18 protein-coding genes are annotated in these 14745 nt (G+C 70.6%); 3 read left to right on the forward strand and 15 right to left on the reverse strand.

Annotated elements, in window-relative coordinates; all coding sequences use genetic code 11:
- Together AB0H87_RS13000 and AB0H87_RS13005 are read right to left on the reverse strand one after the other, a co-directional pair.
- A partial coding sequence (locus tag AB0H87_RS13000; protein ID WP_360143461.1) for a magnesium chelatase domain-containing protein occupies positions 1-820 on the reverse strand: 820 nt, incomplete at its 3' end.
- A 93-nt stretch (positions 821-913) separates the two neighbouring features.
- Positions 914-1273, reverse strand: coding sequence for a YraN family protein (locus AB0H87_RS13005; RefSeq protein ID WP_360143464.1), 360 nt, complete (start codon positions 1271-1273; stop codon positions 914-916).
- Positions 1274-1464: 191 nt separating this feature from the next.
- On the opposite strand from AB0H87_RS13005, the gene AB0H87_RS13010 reads away from it, so the two are divergent.
- Together AB0H87_RS13010 and AB0H87_RS13015 are read left to right on the forward strand one after the other, a co-directional pair.
- Positions 1465-2277, forward strand: coding sequence for a hypothetical protein (locus AB0H87_RS13010; protein WP_360143467.1), 813 nt, complete (start codon positions 1465-1467; stop codon positions 2275-2277).
- Between the two features lie 55 nt (positions 2278-2332).
- Positions 2333-3265, forward strand: coding sequence for a tyrosine recombinase XerC (locus AB0H87_RS13015; protein WP_360143539.1), 933 nt, complete (start codon positions 2333-2335; stop codon positions 3263-3265).
- A gap of 254 nt (positions 3266-3519) precedes the next feature.
- Here AB0H87_RS13015 and AB0H87_RS13020 read toward each other — a convergent pair whose 3' ends face one another.
- Positions 3520-4017, reverse strand: a complete 498-nt coding sequence (locus tag AB0H87_RS13020) for an NUDIX domain-containing protein (protein WP_360143470.1) — start codon at positions 4015-4017, stop codon at positions 3520-3522.
- 81 nt (positions 4018-4098) lie between these two features.
- On the opposite strand from AB0H87_RS13020, the gene AB0H87_RS13025 reads away from it, so the two are divergent.
- Complete coding sequence (locus AB0H87_RS13025; protein ID WP_360143473.1) at positions 4099-5274, forward strand: aminotransferase class V-fold PLP-dependent enzyme; 1176 nt, start codon at positions 4099-4101, stop codon at positions 5272-5274.
- 11 nt (positions 5275-5285) lie between these two features.
- Here AB0H87_RS13025 and AB0H87_RS13030 read toward each other — a convergent pair whose 3' ends face one another.
- From AB0H87_RS13030 to AB0H87_RS13085, 12 genes are all read right to left on the reverse strand, one after another.
- On the reverse strand, positions 5286-5618 hold the full coding sequence (locus tag AB0H87_RS13030) for a M23 family metallopeptidase (protein ID WP_360143476.1): 333 nt from the start codon (positions 5616-5618) through the stop codon (positions 5286-5288).
- Between the two features lie 537 nt (positions 5619-6155).
- A complete protein-coding gene (locus AB0H87_RS13035; protein WP_007075222.1) occupies positions 6156-6479 on the reverse strand; it encodes a DUF2469 domain-containing protein in 324 nt (107 codons plus the stop codon).
- An 868-nt stretch (positions 6480-7347) separates the two neighbouring features.
- Positions 7348-8124 (reverse strand): ribonuclease HII, encoded by a 777-nt coding sequence (locus AB0H87_RS13040; RefSeq protein WP_360143484.1) that lies wholly within the window; start codon positions 8122-8124, stop codon positions 7348-7350.
- A gap of 6 nt (positions 8125-8130) precedes the next feature.
- Complete coding sequence (locus AB0H87_RS13045) at positions 8131-8589, reverse strand: NUDIX domain-containing protein (RefSeq protein WP_360143487.1); 459 nt, start codon at positions 8587-8589, stop codon at positions 8131-8133.
- A gap of 126 nt (positions 8590-8715) precedes the next feature.
- Positions 8716-9372: a signal peptidase I gene (lepB, locus tag AB0H87_RS13050; protein WP_360143490.1), complete on the reverse strand. Its 657-nt coding sequence runs from the start codon at positions 9370-9372 to the stop codon at positions 8716-8718.
- Complete coding sequence (gene lepB, locus AB0H87_RS13055; protein ID WP_360143542.1) at positions 9369-10208, reverse strand: signal peptidase I; 840 nt, start codon at positions 10206-10208, stop codon at positions 9369-9371. Before lepB (AB0H87_RS13055) ends, lepB (AB0H87_RS13050) begins: the two co-directional genes overlap by 4 nt.
- Before the next feature lie 201 nt (positions 10209-10409).
- The gene (gene rplS / locus AB0H87_RS13060; protein ID WP_360143493.1) at positions 10410-10766 is read right to left on the reverse strand and encodes a 50S ribosomal protein L19; all 357 of its coding nucleotides are present in this window, start codon (positions 10764-10766) and stop codon (positions 10410-10412) included.
- 957 nt (positions 10767-11723) lie between these two features.
- Positions 11724-12476: a tRNA (guanosine(37)-N1)-methyltransferase TrmD gene (gene trmD, locus AB0H87_RS13065; RefSeq protein ID WP_360143496.1), complete on the reverse strand. Its 753-nt coding sequence runs from the start codon at positions 12474-12476 to the stop codon at positions 11724-11726.
- The gene (rimM, locus tag AB0H87_RS13070) at positions 12476-13006 is read right to left on the reverse strand and encodes a ribosome maturation factor RimM (RefSeq protein WP_360143499.1); all 531 of its coding nucleotides are present in this window, start codon (positions 13004-13006) and stop codon (positions 12476-12478) included. The genes trmD and rimM overlap by 1 nt, the downstream gene beginning before the upstream one ends.
- Positions 13006-13266 (reverse strand): RNA-binding protein, encoded by a 261-nt coding sequence (locus AB0H87_RS13075; protein ID WP_176984981.1) that lies wholly within the window; start codon positions 13264-13266, stop codon positions 13006-13008. Before AB0H87_RS13075 ends, rimM begins: the two co-directional genes overlap by 1 nt.
- On the reverse strand, positions 13241-13741 hold the full coding sequence (gene rpsP, locus AB0H87_RS13080) for a 30S ribosomal protein S16 (protein ID WP_360143503.1): 501 nt from the start codon (positions 13739-13741) through the stop codon (positions 13241-13243). Before rpsP ends, AB0H87_RS13075 begins: the two co-directional genes overlap by 26 nt.
- 283 nt (positions 13742-14024) lie before the next feature.
- Positions 14025-14702, reverse strand: a complete 678-nt coding sequence (locus AB0H87_RS13085) for a DUF402 domain-containing protein (RefSeq protein WP_360143506.1) — start codon at positions 14700-14702, stop codon at positions 14025-14027.
- Between the last annotated feature and the right edge of the window lie 43 nt (positions 14703-14745).

Consider the following 14745-nt stretch of genomic DNA (forward strand, 5'->3'; position numbering starts at 1 on the left):
CGATCGCGGCTGTACTCGAGGCATGATTGAGAACACCATTCTTGTGATCGGCGGTAAGCCCGGCCACCGAGTGCAGCGCCGTCACTTCGAGCGCGGCCTCGTCGTCGAGCGGCGGCAGCACCGACGGCAACCGCTCAGCCAGCATGGTCTTGCCCGCGCCTGGGGGTCCGAACATCGCGACGTGGTGCCCGCCGGCCGCCGCCACCTCGATCGCCCGCCGCCCCAGCGCCTGGCCGGCGACGTCGGCCAGGTCGAGCATCGCCGGCTCCGGCGGTGGGCGGCCGGCCGGCGGATCGAGCAACGGGCCGCCGGTCCGGATGAACGCGACCAGGCGGTGCAGCGTCTCCACCGCCTTGACCGTGACGCCCGGTACGACGGCGGCCTCGGCCGCGTTGGCCAGCGGCACCACCGCCCGGTGCACGCCGGCGCGCAACGCGGCGGCGACCATCGGCAGCACGCCGCGCACCGGTCGTACGCTGCCGTCGAGCCCCAGCTCACCCAGCAGCACGACACCGTCGAGGGCGGCCAGCGGTAGCTCACCGGCCGCCCCCAACAGCGCCGCCGCGATGCCCATGTCGAAGGCAGAGCCGTATTTGGGCAGGGTCGCGGGCAGCAGGTTGACGGTGATGCGCCGGTTGGGCCAGCTTTCACCGGAGTTCACGACCGCCGCCCGTACCCGATCGCGGGCTTCGTTGAGAGCCGTGTCCGGCAGGCCGGACATCACGACGGCGGGCAGCCCGGCGGAGAGATCGGCTTCGACCTCGACCAGATGTCCGCTGACACCGACCAGACCGACGGACAGCACCTTCGCGTAGCTCACGGGCAAGACATTGACGCAGATGCGCGACCCATGTCGGCGGCCTGTGGACAACACATCGCCTGTGGACAACGCGGCGCGAAGAGTGAGCATCTGCTAGAACGCGCCGCGGATGTGCTCGATGTCGACGATCCCCGGTCGCCGGATCAACACGGCGATCACGTCGAACCGGATCTCCCGCGGATGCACGCTGTTGAGCGACAACCACCGGGCCCCGAGCCGCCGCAACCGCCGCGCCTTGGCTGCCACCACCGCTTCCGCGGGCACGCCGAAGCCCAGCCCACGGCGGGTCTTCACCTCGCAGAAGACGAGCGTGTCACCCTCCCACGCGATGATGTCGATCTCACCGAGCGGGCACCGCCAGTTGCGGGCCACCACCCGAAAGCTCTCGTCGGACAGATACTCGGCCGCGCGCCGCTCACCCCACGCGCCGACCGCTCGCCGTACCACCGTCATGCCCTGACGATGCGCGACCGCCCGCGGCGCCGGCAGCGGCCTGCTCCTCTCCTGTGGACAACCGCGACCTGTGGAAACCCAGGGCCCGAGCAGTCCCAGGCGTGCTAACGGGACCGGAATCACACTCACTTAACACCGCAATTCGGAAGCCTGGCTGGCCGCCCCGCAGGATGGTCGAATAGCGTGCGGCCGTGGACGGACGACGCGGATACCCCGACGACGAGCAGCAACAGCGCTGGAACGACGACGATCGCGGCTGGCGGGACGGCGGCTTCCGCGTACCCGAGCCCCGCGACGGCGGCGCCGAGCCCTCGTTCAACGGGTTCACCACCGGCGGCGGCGGCTTCGGCGGCGACCGGGAGCAGCGTTGGGCCGACGATCAGGCCGAGCAGCCGTCGTGGAACAGCTCCGCGCGCCCGTTGCCGGCCGACTCGGTGCGGCGTCCGACCGACGAGCCGCAGCGGGTGTACGGCGGTGGGCCAGGCGGCCCGGCCACCGGCGAAATGCCGCGCACGAGCCCAGCGGAACCGCACCTGCCGATCGGCGAACCGATCCCGGCACCGTTGCCACTGCCCGACGGGATGCCGGTGCCGCCGCCCATGCCGGACGGCGCGGCCGGCCTCAACGCCCCCACCGGCCTGATGCCGCCGATCGCTCCGCGTGACGACGCGATGCGCCGACCCGGGGGCGCGCCCGCCGGCGACGGCGTCTACCGCACCCGCCGCCCGGCGCTCGCGCTGCTCTACGGCGTACTCACCGCTGTCTTCGAGATCGGCGCCCTGCGGATCTTCTTCGACTCGATGTTCACCGGTGACCTGGTCATCTCGGGCATCGTCTCCGGCATGCTGCTGATCGCCGGTCTGCCGCTGCTCGCGGTCGGTCTCTACAGCGCGACCACCGGCGGCGTCCGCCCCGAGGGCCCCAACGGCTGGCTGCGCCCACCGGCGGTGTACCTGATCGTCGGACTCGGCCTGCTCCTCGCGGGCGGCTTCGCCGCGGGCTGACTTCGGCCGGCGTGGCGCCTTGACCCGGGCCGCCGTCGCGGTGACCGTCGGGGTGATGGGCCGTTCGACGCAGGCGCTGCACGAGGCGCTTCCGCACGCGATGCGCGAAGCGGTCGACGAGTTCGCGCGGCACCTGTCACACGTCGAAAACCGATCGACGCACACGGTACGCGCGTACGTCGGCGACGTCGTCTCGCTGCTCGACCACGCGTCCCGGATGGGCTGCGCGGCACCGGGCGACCTGGACATCACAGTGCTGCGGAGCTGGCTGGCCCGCCTGCGTACGCTCGGCGGCGCCCGCACCTCCCTGGCCCGCCGCGCAGCGGCCGCCCGCACGTTCAGCGCGTGGGCGCACCGCGGCGGCCTGCTCGACACGGACGTGGGCACCAAGCTCGCCACCCCGAAGGCCGGCCGCGACCTGCCGGCGGTCCTCCGCGCGGAGCAGGCGACGGAACTGGTGCTGGCCCCGGGCGAGGAGGCGGCCCCGACCCTGCTGCGTGACCGGGCGGTCCTCGAAGTCCTCTACGCGACCGGGATCCGGGTGAGCGAGCTGTGCGGCCTGGACCGCACGGACGTCGACCCCGGCCGGCGGGTGGTCCGGGTGGTCGGCAAGGGCGACAAGGAGCGCTCGGTCCCCTATGGACTGCCTGCGCAGGAGGCGCTGGACGACTGGCTGCGGCTGGGCCGGTCGTCGCTGGCCGGTCCCGCGAGCGGTGACGCCTTGTTCCTCGGAGCGCGCGGCGGCCGCCTGCAGCCGACCGTGGTGCGCCGGCTGGTCAGCGGGTACGCGCGGGCGGCGGGCCTGCCGCACACGACGCCGCACGGGTTGCGGCACTCGGCGGCCACCCATCTGCTGGAGGGCGGCGCCGACCTGCGTGCGGTGCAGGAGCTGCTCGGGCACGCGTCGCTCGCGACAACGCAGATCTACACCCACGTCTCGATGGACCGACTGCGCGCGGCCTACCGCCAAGCGCATCCACGCGCCTGACCCGGCACACCGACCAGGCCGTGAGCCGCATTCATGCCGCGACCGAGCAGATCACGCCGTGACGTGGCGGCCCAGGCCTTGGCGCAGACCAGCCCGCGACGCGGGAGGCGAGTGCGTGATGCGGGCCAGTCCGTGAAGTTGCCGGACAGACCGTGACGCGGTTGGGTCAGGCCGTAAGGCGGCACGCCAGGCCGCGACGTGGCTGGCCAGGCGGCGACACCACAGCCCGCAGCCGATCACCCGGTGACGTCCGGTCAGGCCGTGACCCGCTCCGCGAGATAACGCGTCAGCACCCGCGCGTGCAGGTCGAAGGCCATGTCGGAGGCGTCGCGGGCGACCGACCACCCGGCGACCTCGGCGTTGGGCGCCGAGACAGGCACGTCGGCGGCCGTCGTCGCCGGCAGGAGCCCGAAGATGAGCACGGTGCCGTCCGGCGCGCTGTGCACGTCGAAGAGCGCGACGTCGTCCGCGCGCGCCGCGATTCCCGTCTCCTCGCCCAGCTCCCGCACGACGGCCTGCTGCCACGACTCGCCGTGGTCGACGAAACCGCCCGGCAGCGCCAGCAGTCCGGCCCGCGGCGGTATGGCCCGGCGGATGACCAGGACCCCGTCGTCCACCGGCAGCACCGCTACGGCGACCGGCACCGGGTTGCGGTAGGTCGTCTCGCCGCACGCCGCGCAGACCCGCGGCCAGGGCTGGTCGGCCGGGTACGCGGCGCCGCAGAACGAGCAGTGCGAGTTCCGGGACGGCATGTTCGCAGCCTATGCCGACGCCGTCATCCCACCTCCCCACGACTCGATCGACTCGTACGATCATCGGTATGAGGTCCGCCCGTGGCTGAAGCCGAGCCGCCCACACCCATTCCCGGTGCCCGGCTGCTGTTCTCCCTGGACCCGGGCGTCGCGCACCTCAACCACGGCTCGTTCGGCGCGGTGCCGATCAACGTGCAGCGCGTCCAGCAGCGGCTGCGCGACGAGGTCGAGAGCAACCCGTTGCGCTTCTTCGACCGCGGCTTCTTCGACCGCGTCGCGCACACTCGCCGGCACCTCGCCGCGTTCCTCGGCGCCGACCCGGACCGCACCGCGCTCGTCGGCAACGCGACCTCGGGCATCGCCATCGCGCTGCAGTCGATCGGGCTCGGCCCCGGCGACGAGGTCCTGACGACCAGCCACGGATACGGGTCGATCTCGTACGCCGTCGAACGCGAGTGTGCCCGCACCGGCGCGACCGCCGGCCTGGTCACCCTGCCGCTGCGGGCCCGCGAGACCGACGTGGTCGCGCAGATCCGCGCCGCGCTGCACCCGGGCCGCACGAAGTTGCTGATCGTCGACCAGATCACCTCCGCCACCGCGTACCAGCTCCCGGTCGCGACGATCGCCACCGTCGCCGCCCGGCTCGGCGTGGCCGTGCTCGTGGACGGCGCCCACGCTCCCGGCATGCTGCCCGTCGAGGTCGACCGGATCGGCGCCGACTTCTGGGTGGGCAACTTCCACAAATGGGCGTACGCGCCGCGCGGCACCGCCGTCCTGACCGTCGCCGAGCGCTGGGTCGACCGGATCCAGCCGCTCGTCGTGTCGTGGCAGCAGCCGAAGGGCTTCCCCGACAACGTGGAGTTCCAGGCGACGCTGGACTACACGCCGTGGCTTGCCGCCCCGGCCGGGCTGTTCACGCTGCGCAGCCTGGACGTCGACCGGGTGCGGGTGCACAACGCCGCTCTCGCCGCCTACGGCCAGCAGGTGATCGGCACCGCCCTGGGCCTGTCGGAGGACGAGCTGCCCGACCCGGGCGGCCCCGACGTGCCCATGCGCCTCATCCCGCTGCCCGCCGGTGTAGCGACGACCCAACCCGAGGCCGTTGTCCTCCGGGAGCGCATCTCCGACGAGCTCAAGACCGAGGTCAACCTCAACGCCTGGAACGGCCGTGGCTGGCTGCGCATCTGCGGCCAGGTCTACAACCGCGCCGACGAGTACGAGCGCTTCGCCGAACGCCTCCCCTCCCTCCTGCGTTGATCGCCTGCGCGCTACGTCGGCAGTAACCGCACCAGGAAGCCGAGCAGCAGCAGCGGGTTGAGGTAGACATCGCCCCGGCGCAGTCCCCAGTGCAGGCACGCGGCCACCGGACAGCCCGGGTGCCCAGCCTCGACCATGCCGATCGGATCACCGAGGGCGACGTGGTCACCGCGCCGGACCGCCGCGGTCACCGGTTCGTAGGTCGTGCGTAGGCCGTTGGCGTGCTGGATGCTGATCACCGTCCGGTCGGCGACGGGGCCGGCGAAGACGACCTCGCCGGGACCGGCGGCCCAAACGGTCGCACCGGGCTCGGCGGCCAGGTCGACGCCGCGATGGCCGGGCATCCAGGGCCTGGGCGGCGCGTCGAACGGCCGAGTGACCCGCAATGGCGGCGCGACGGGCAGACCGAACCCGGTCCGCGGCGCGACGGGTGCTCCGACGGCTTCGTCGAGAGCGCTCGCATCCGGAGCGCGCCCATCCAGCACGGAAAGCGCCAGGCGAACGCCCGTTAATCTCGCGGCTCGATCACCACGGCCCGCTGGCGGAAGCGCGGCGTCCACCACACCGCCCAACCACAGGAACGCGGCATCCGCGACCCCGCTTGGACTTGCGCGGACCGCCGCGCCTAGACGGAGCCCGCCCGCCGCGGCCGTCCCAAGCGCCGACCCCCACCCGGACCGCACAGGGCCAAAACCAGGAACAACGATCGCCGCCGACACGACGAAGACGACGACCATCGCCGACAACACTGCGTTACGGAATGCGTACCAATTCATGCATGGCAGCCTCGTCGCGGCCAGGAGAAGCGGCAATGCGATCCACGGCGGCCTGTGGATTGTGGATAACGCCCGCCTCGGGCGCCCACTGTGGTAGGGCCGGCGTCAGCCGCCGAAACCCGAATCGGCAGGGAGGGAGATGTCCGGCTTCTCGAGCTCTTCGACGTTGACGTCCTTGAAGGTCATGACCCGGACATTCTTCACGAAACGCGCAGGCCGGTACATGTCCCATACCCAGGCGTCGTGCATCTCGACCTCGAAGTAGACCTCGCCGTCCGAGTTGCGCACGTGCAGGTCGACCTGGTTGGCCAGGTAGAAGCGGCGTTCGGTCTCGACGACGTAGGAGAACTGGCGGACGATGTCGCGGTACTCCCGGTAGAGCTGCAGCTCCATCTCGGTCTCGTATTTCTCGAGATCCTCTGCGCTCATCGCTCTCCGCCCTTCATGGCACCATCTTCCCCCACCGGCGTGGATGGCCGAAGCCGCTCGCCGGACGCCACGCCGACGGTACCCCCTGGGGGCTCGGCGCGCCCTACCGGATCCGGACGGGCCGAAACGTCACCCGAAGGGCCGCCATCAGAGGGCCCGAAGAGGCAAGATCAGCAGTGCCGGAACCGCCCGAATCAAGATCCGAACGAACCCCTCGATCCAGATCGGACCGAACGCCCGGACAGTCCGGATCACGACCGTCCGAGCCGAGATATGCATCGACTTCCGGACTCCACCACGAGCCGGAGAGGTCATGCCAAGATCAAAAAGCGAGTGACCCAAACCACGTCGCCCAAGATCACCTGAGCGATTCCGGCCGATCCAACAGATCGATGCGTTCCCGGGTCCGCCGTGGGCACGACCGTCGCTCCCGCCGGACACCGCTTCGCTGCCAGGTCCGCATCCGGTCGCGCTCACCCCGAAAACCGAACCCGACCCGAATCCCGAAGCCGCCTGGTCCCGCGGTCCCGACAAGCCGACCCGACTCGAATCCCGAAGCCGCCTGGTCCCGCGGTCCCGACAAGCCGACCGGCGCCTACGGTCACGCCGCCCTGACAACCCGACCGGCGCCCACGGCCACGCCCCCTGACAACCCGACCGACGCCCACGGCCACGCCGCCCCGACCGGCGCCCATGGCCACGCCGCCCCGACAACCCGATCCACTGCTGCAGGTCGCGCCGCCCCGACAACCCGACCGGCGCCCACGGCCACGCCGCCCCCGACAACCAGATCCACTGCTGCAGGTCGCGGTCCGCGCACGGGGCTGACGGTCACCAAACAGCGCCGAAAACGACCCCGCGCCCGAGATCACCGACCCAGATCAATGTCGAGCTCCTCCGCCGCCTCAGCCGGATCGAGATCGGGAACCACCTCACCGCCCAACTTGGACGGATCCGTCAACACCCGCGGCCGCCGGCTCCGCGGCGGCCGCGAATCCCGCCCGGACGCATTGGCCACGTTGATGTACGAGAACCGATGCTCAGCACACGGCCCGTGCTGCGTCAGGGCCGCGTTGTGCTCCGGCGTCACGTACCCCTTGTGCTCGGAAAACCCGTAATCCGGAAACTGCCCGTCCAACTCGACCATGATCCGGTCCCGGGTCACCTTGGCCAGGACGCTGGCCGCGGCCACGCAGGCGGCGACGCGGTCGCCCTTCCAGACGGCGAGCCCGGGCACGCCCATCCCGTCGAGGGGGAAGCCGTCGGTCAACACGTACTCCGGGCCCACCGGCAACGACGCCAGCGCTCGGCGCATCGCCGCGAGGTTGCAGACGTGCAGGCCGCGGGCGTCGACCTCGGCGGCGGGGATGATCACCACGGAGTACGCGAGGGCCCGCTTGACCACCTGCTCGTAGATCCGATCCCGGGCCAGCGGCGTCAGCAGCTTCGAGTCGGCCAGGCCCTCGATCTCGCCGCGCTTGCCCTCGGGCAGCACCGCGGCCGCGGCCACCAGCGGACCGGCGCACGCACCCCGGCCGGCCTCGTCAGCGCCGGCGACGTGCCGGAACCCGCGCCGCTGCAACGCGCGCTCGAGGGCATAGATGCCGCCCTCGCGGCGTACCACGGTGCGCGGTGGTGTCAACACAGCGGCTCAGTCCTTCCCCAGCACCCGGCGCAGCAGGGTCGTCAACTGGTCGGGGTAGTACCGCTCCTTCGTACGCTCCAACTCAGGAATCGACCACCACCGGTGCTCGATGATCGAGTCTTTCTCGATCTGGTCGAACCCGGCCGTGTCGACCGCCCACGACGGCACGCGCAGGAGGAAGAACTCCTGCTCCTGGCGGTACCAGACGCCGTCGAACGGAAACTCCGTCGTCTCCTGGAACACCGGCTGACCAAGATCCGCAGGCGGGCGCACCAGACCGGTCTCCTCGGCCAGCTCCCGCACGGCCCCGCCGACCGACGACTCACCGGGCGCGAGGCCGCCGCCGGGGGTGAACCAGTAGCGATGCGCCGGCCGCCCCGGATCGACACCCTGGAACAGCAGCACCCGCTCCGCGTCGTCGACCAGCAACACGCGCGCGGCCCGACGCGGCTGGAACTCCGTCACCGAGCCAGCTTAGGCGCGACCCGGCAGAGCCATGTGACGGGCTCGGGTCCGCGGGGGCACGGCCGTCGCTCCCGCCAGACACCGCTTCGCTGCCAGGTCCGCGGCGGGAAGGCTCAAACCACGGGATCACCCAGCCGAAGCCGGCGCCGGCACCCCGTCGAACGTGTCCGGAACAGACAGCCACTTCGCCCGGCCGACGGGCCAGAAGACCACGAACGCCCGGCCGACGACCGAGTCCTCGGTGATCGTCGAGATCAGCGGATCCCCGTTGCTCTGCTTCCAGTGCTCCAGCGAGTCCCCGGACGCCGCCCGGTGGTCGCCCATGACCCACAGCCGGCCCTCGGGCACGGTGAATTCGAAAGGCTGATCCGCGGCCGGGTCGGAAACGCCGTTCTCGTTGAAGAGATAAGGCTCGTCCAACGGATGCCCGTTGACCTCGAGGCGCTTCTGCTCGTCGCAGCATTCGACCTTGTCGCCGCCGACGGCGATGACGCGCTTGATGAAGTCCTCGTCGTCGAGCCCGCTGCGCCACTCCGACGGCGCGCGGAACACGATGATCTCGCCGCGGTCAGGCGACCGGAAATCGTAAACGATCTTGTTGACCAGCACCCGGTCGTTGACGTCGAGGGTGTGCTCCATCGACGGCGACGGGATGTAGAAGGTCTGCAGGAGGAACGCCCGCACCAGGACGGCCACGAGGATCGCGACGCCGAGCAGAATCGGCAGTTCTTTCCAGAAGGACGAACTCTTCTTCGGCTTCTGGGGGAGCTGTTCCTCAATCACGGACGGAGCCTACGTTGCCGGTCTGGGAGTCCGCGTCGGGAACGCGCCAGAAAAAGGGCGGACGCGAAGATTGGCATCGTGACGACAATGTCTCCCTTTCCAGGCAATGGGGACTCCTGCGATGGTAGCGGCGCGCCACTGCCTCCGCCCTGACCACCGGCGGGCGGTGGTGGGATGCCGTCGAACGTGTCGGGTACCGACAGGTTCTTCCACCGGTCCTGCGGCCAGACGATGACGAAGGCGCGCCCGACCACGTTGTCGACCGGGATCGGCCCCTGGCATCGCGCGTCCTGCGAGACGCCGCGGTGGTCACCCATCACGAACAGCTGACCGGGGGGCACGACCACCTCGGCGAACTGCCGCGACCGGCACTCGTTGGCCGCCGGCGCCACGTCGAGCGGGGAGTTGTCGTAGATGTACGGCTCGTCGAGGCCCTTGCCGTTGACCATCACGCGGCCCTGGTCGTCGCAGCAGCTGACCCGGTCGCCGCCGACCGCGATCACGCGCTTGATGAAGTCCTTGGCGCCTGGCCGGCTGATGCCGATGAGGTCGCCGAACGTACGACCGATCTTGCTGAACATGCCCGGGTCGCCACCGTCCACCGGCTGCGGTGCCCAGGCCTCCGGCCCCCGGAACACGACGACCTCGCCGCGCTTGGGATCGCGTACGTCATAAACGATCTTGTTGACCAGCACCCGGTCGCCGACGAGCAGCGTGTTCTCCATGGAGCCGGACGGGATGAAGAACGCCTGGAGCAGAAAGCTGCGGATCAGCACGGCGAGGCAGAAAGCCACGATCAGCAGCAGTGGCAATTCCTGCCAGAGAGGCATCTGCATGCGACGCCGGGATAACCGGCGCCGGGGTTCCTGGCCAATCTCGCCTCGGTCCACGACGCGCCTCTCCCCAGGTCAGCCAAGCGCCCGCGAACGGACGCCGCCGTCCGTCGACGGCACTACCGCCCGAGGCGATTCCCGATTGAGAGGCCTCGTGCGGCTTAGCCTAACCGCACGAGGCGACAACATCGCGAGTGGCGAGAGTCAGCTGGGCTGCTTCTCGCGCTTCTCCTTGATCTTGGCCTTCTTGCCGCGCAGCTCACGGAGGTAGTAGAGCTTGGCCCGCCGCACGTCACCGCGGGTCACAACCTCGATGCGGTCGATCGCCGGGCTGTTGATCGGGTAGGTCCGCTCCACACCGACGCCGAAGCTCATCTTGCGGACGGTGAAGGTCTCGCGCAGGCCCGCACCCTGCCGGCGGATGACCACGCCCTGGAAGATCTGCACACGCGACCGGTTGCCTTCGACGACTCGCGCGTGCACCTTGACGGTGTCACCGGCACGAAACTCGGGAACGTCGGTCCGCTGCGACTGGGCGTCGAGGGCGTCCAGGGTGTTCATCGCTCATCCTTCGGCTATCACGGCACGCCGACCCCGGCGCACGACGGGTGATTCTGATCCCCCACCACTCCAGGAGACCCTCGCAGCCGCCCACGGCGCGGCCGACTGCGGCAAGCAACCCCACTACTTTGCCATATCGACGCCGCGTCCCGGAAATCACCCTGGCCCCGGGGCCGAGGATCAAGAGAGCGATCTTGTCCCGGGCCCGCGGTGGGCACGACCGTCGCTCCCGCCGGACACCGCTCCGCTTCGCTCCGCTGCCAGGTCCGCGGCGCGTCACCGCAACAAACATCCGCCCCACGCGACCACCCGATCGTCGCCGGTCGTAGCAACGACGGCGACCTCACGGCGCACGGCGCCGCCGCAAGCCCAACCCACACCACCGACCCGCGGCCGTCGTCCCGGGCCACTCGCCAACGAGTGCCACGCCTCCCCGGTGCTGCGTTTGCGGCAACCTCGACCCGCGAACGCTCGACCGATCAAGCCGGAGGCCCGCCCCACGCAGCGACAAATCCACTTCGCCCCGGGCAACGGTCGCGTCGTGCCGGTGCAGGCCGCCCTCGATCCAGGAGGGCCGCCGGATCATGGCCGCCACGCTCCCCCCGAGCCAACAGCCGACCTGCCGCCGGTCGCAAGGACAAGCCTGGCCACGACGGCGGTAGCAACGGTCGCAAGCAAGGACGAGCCTGGCCACCACGGCGGTCGCAAGGACAAGCCTGGCCACCACGGCGGTCAGGACGAGCCTGGCCACCACGGCGGTGGCCGTAACCACCATCAGCAAACCCGCCGACCCGCTGATCGCTGCGGCGCCCGGCCCGGACGGTCGCGGCACACAGCGACGTCCAGACCCCGGATCCGCCAACCCTCCAAGATCACGGAACCCAGTCTGCCCAGCACCTATGTGGCACGCCGATCAACAGAAGCACCCACGCGACAACCGCGTCGGCCAGAGATGGGTCAGTTGGCGGCGTCGTCTTCGGCCAGCGCGTCCAGGACCGCGCGGTCGGTCTTGTCCAGGTCCGGGGCGTTCGGGCCCGTCAGCATGTCGGGCCGGCGCGACGCCGTCCGTCGCAGCGACTCGTCGCGGCGCCATCGGGCGATCCGGCCGTGGTCACCCGACCGGAGGATGTCCGGGACCGCCAGATCACGCCAGACCGGCGGCTTCGTGTAGACCGGCGCCTCCAGCAACCCGGCCGCGTGCGACTCCTCGGCCAATGAGTCGGCATTGCCGAGCACCCCCGGCAACAGCCGCACCACGGCCTCCATGATCACCAGGACCGCGACCTCGCCACCGAAGAGCACGTAGTCCCCGAGCGAGACCTCCGTCACCGGCATCCGGGCCGAGGCGTGGTCGACGACCCGCTGGTCGATCCCCTCATAACGCCCACAGGCGAAGATCAAATGGGACGACGACGCCAGCGAATCCGCCGTGGCCTGCGTGAACGGCGCCCCGACCGGCGTCGGCACCACGAGATGGGACGACGGAGAAGCCAGCGCGTCCAGCGCCTGACCCCACGGCTCGGGCCGCATCACCATGCCGGGCCCGCCGCCGTAAGGCGTGTCGTCAACGGTCCGGTGCACGTCGGACGTCCACGTCCGCAGATCGTGCACCGAGACGGACAGCAACCCGGAACTCTGCGCCTTGCCGATCAGCGACAGCGACAGCGGCGCCAGATAGTCCGGAAAAATCGTGACAACGTCGACCCGCATCACAGGTCCAGCAACCCCGCGGGCGCATCGACGACGACCTTGCCACCGGCCACGTCGACCGACGGCACGATCGCCTTCACGAACGGCACCAACGCCGTCCCGCCACCGGGCCGCGTCACCACCAGCAGGTCCGACGCGGGTGCGTGGTCGATCCGGGCGACGGTGCCGAGCACCTCGCCCGCCGGACTCACCGCCGACAGGCCGACCAGCTCATGATCGAGGAACTCGTCGGGATCAGCCGGGGATTCAACCTCATCGGAGTCCACGCAGAGCAGCACGTTGCGCAGGTTCTCCACGAGATCCCGGTCGTAGTACCCGTCGAAGAGCACGAGCGGCCGTCCCTGGTGCCAGCGGACGTCCTCGACGGTCAACGCCGCGGGCACGACCGACGGGGCCGACGCCGCCGCCGGGTCGGTGACCAGCACCGACCCGACGGCGAACCGCTGCTCTGGCTCGTCGGTCCGGACCTCGACAGTGACCTCACCGCGTACGCCGTGAGGCCGGCCGATCCGGCCGACGACAAGAAGCATCAGTACGCGTCGACGATGTCGACCCGGACGCCCCGGCCGCCGATCGAACCGATGACCTGGCGCAGCGCCTTGGCGGTGCGCCCGCCGCGGCCGATCACCGTGCCCAGGTCTTCCGGGTTGACGCGCACCTCGAGCCGCTTGCCGCGGCGCGAGTCGACCAGCCGGACGCGCACGTCGTCCGGGTGGTCGACGATGCCCTTGACAAGGTGCTCCAGCGCGGGCCGGAGTGCCACGTCAGGCCTGCTCGCCGGAGTCCGCAACCGCCTGCTCCTCGGACTTGGGTGCCTCGGACTTGGGTGCCTCAGCCGTCTCGGCCTTCGGCTCCGCGGCCTTCGGCTCCGCGGCCTTCGCCGCCTTCTTCGCGGCCTTGGTCGGCGCCGGCGCCTCGCTCAGCCCGGCCGCGGCACGTGCCTCGGCCTCGTAGGCCTCCCGCCGGTCGACGCGCGCGGCGGCGACCTTCAGCGGCTCGGGGGCCGGCAGGTTCTTGAACTTCTGCCAGTCGCCGGTGCGCTCGAGGATCCGCTGCACGGCCTCGCTCGGCTGGGCACCGACGGACAGCCAGTACTGCACCCGGTCGGACTTGACCTCGATCAACGACGGCTCTTCCTTGGGGTGGTAGATGCCGACGTACTCGATCGCACGGCCGTCACGCTTGGTGCGCGAGTCGGCGACGACGATGCGGTATTGCGGGTTGCGGATCTTCCCCATCCGCAGGAGCCGGATCTTTACGGCCACAGTCTGTTCGCTCCTGTTGCGATACGTGGGTGATCGGTCGGCGGCGCAGTGGGGTTTGCACCGAGGCCGTTCGTGGACTGGCGTCGCACCCGGGGTAGAGGGCGCCGGGCGCGCGCCGGATACCAGCAGACCATTCTGCCAGACGGTCCCCGTCCCCATACGCCGGGTCAGAAGAGCGTCAAACCATTCGTGTCCCGGGCCCGCCGTGGGCACGACCGTCGCTCCCGCCGGACACCGCTTCGCTGCCAGGTCCGCGCCGGGTGGCGGTCACCCCGGAAACCGGTCAGACCGTCCGAGGCCGGTCCCAACCAGCCAGAAGACCAGGGGAAACCCGCCAGGACGGAGCGGGCCGCAGATCGCACCAGGTGCCGTCGAACGGGAACTTTCCGGCCTCGACCAACTCCACGACGGCCTCACCGTTGGCCCGGATCTCGGCGGCCCCGGCCGCGTCCCAGTAGTCCGCGTTGCCGGTCTTGGCCGCCAACTCGTCCTCGTCCTTCCACCGCCAGGACCGATCCGGCGCGACGAGAACATCGAGCGCGTGATCAGCCGTGTCGATCCCGGCCAGCCCTCCGTCGTCCCAGCGGCGGTAGGGATCTTCAAGATTCACGTACCACCCGGTGAACTCACCGCTGTGCTCGTCATGGAAGAACCACACGGACCACGGCGACCCGTCGGCGGGGTGAAAGAGGAGAAGCGGCCCGCCGACCCACGGCCGCTCGGTCAGCTCCATGGGCCCGAGCTCGTCAAGCGTCCCGTCATGATGCGTACGCCCGTCCGGCGTCATCAACCGCCAAATGCTGACGTCGGCCGGCTGCCAGAGCAGCAACCCGCGATCGTCGTCGGCAACCACGACCGCGGGGCTGTGAAAGCTGATCCGCCCACCACGCCAACACCGCCGCACCACAACACGCCCAGCACCAAACGCCACGATCGGCAGCGTATTACCCAACCGCCCCATCGTCGGCCCCGCCGCACAGGAGCCAGGCCCCTAGGCGGGTTTC

The sequence above is a fragment of the Asanoa sp. NPDC050611 genome (assembly GCF_040654855.1).
Taxonomy (GTDB): domain Bacteria; phylum Actinomycetota; class Actinomycetes; order Mycobacteriales; family Micromonosporaceae; genus Asanoa.

Bases quoted from the DNA above. Each gene is read 5' to 3' on its own strand.
- AB0H87_RS13005 (WP_360143464.1), bottom strand. From the start codon at position 1,273: ATGACGGTGGTACGGCGAGCGGTCGGCGCGTGGGGTGAGCGGCGCGCG.
- AB0H87_RS13015 (WP_360143539.1), top strand. From the start codon at position 2,333: ATGGGCCGTTCGACGCAGGCGCTGCACGAGGCGCTTCCGCACGCGATG.
- AB0H87_RS13020 (WP_360143470.1), bottom strand. From the start codon at position 4,017: ATGCCGTCCCGGAACTCGCACTGCTCGTTCTGCGGCGCCGCGTACCCG.
- AB0H87_RS13030 (WP_360143476.1), bottom strand. From the start codon at position 5,618: ATGCCCGGCCATCGCGGCGTCGACCTGGCCGCCGAGCCCGGTGCGACC.
- AB0H87_RS13035 (WP_007075222.1), bottom strand. From the start codon at position 6,479: ATGAGCGCAGAGGATCTCGAGAAATACGAGACCGAGATGGAGCTGCAG.
- lepB (WP_360143542.1), bottom strand. From the start codon at position 10,208: ATGCAGATGCCTCTCTGGCAGGAATTGCCACTGCTGCTGATCGTGGCT.
- rplS (WP_360143493.1), bottom strand. From the start codon at position 10,766: ATGAACACCCTGGACGCCCTCGACGCCCAGTCGCAGCGGACCGACGTT.
- trmD (WP_360143496.1), bottom strand. From the start codon at position 12,476: ATGCGGGTCGACGTTGTCACGATTTTTCCGGACTATCTGGCGCCGCTG.
- rimM (WP_360143499.1), bottom strand. From the start codon at position 13,006: ATGCTTCTTGTCGTCGGCCGGATCGGCCGGCCTCACGGCGTACGCGGT.
- AB0H87_RS13085 (WP_360143506.1), bottom strand. From the start codon at position 14,702: ATGGGGCGGTTGGGTAATACGCTGCCGATCGTGGCGTTTGGTGCTGGG.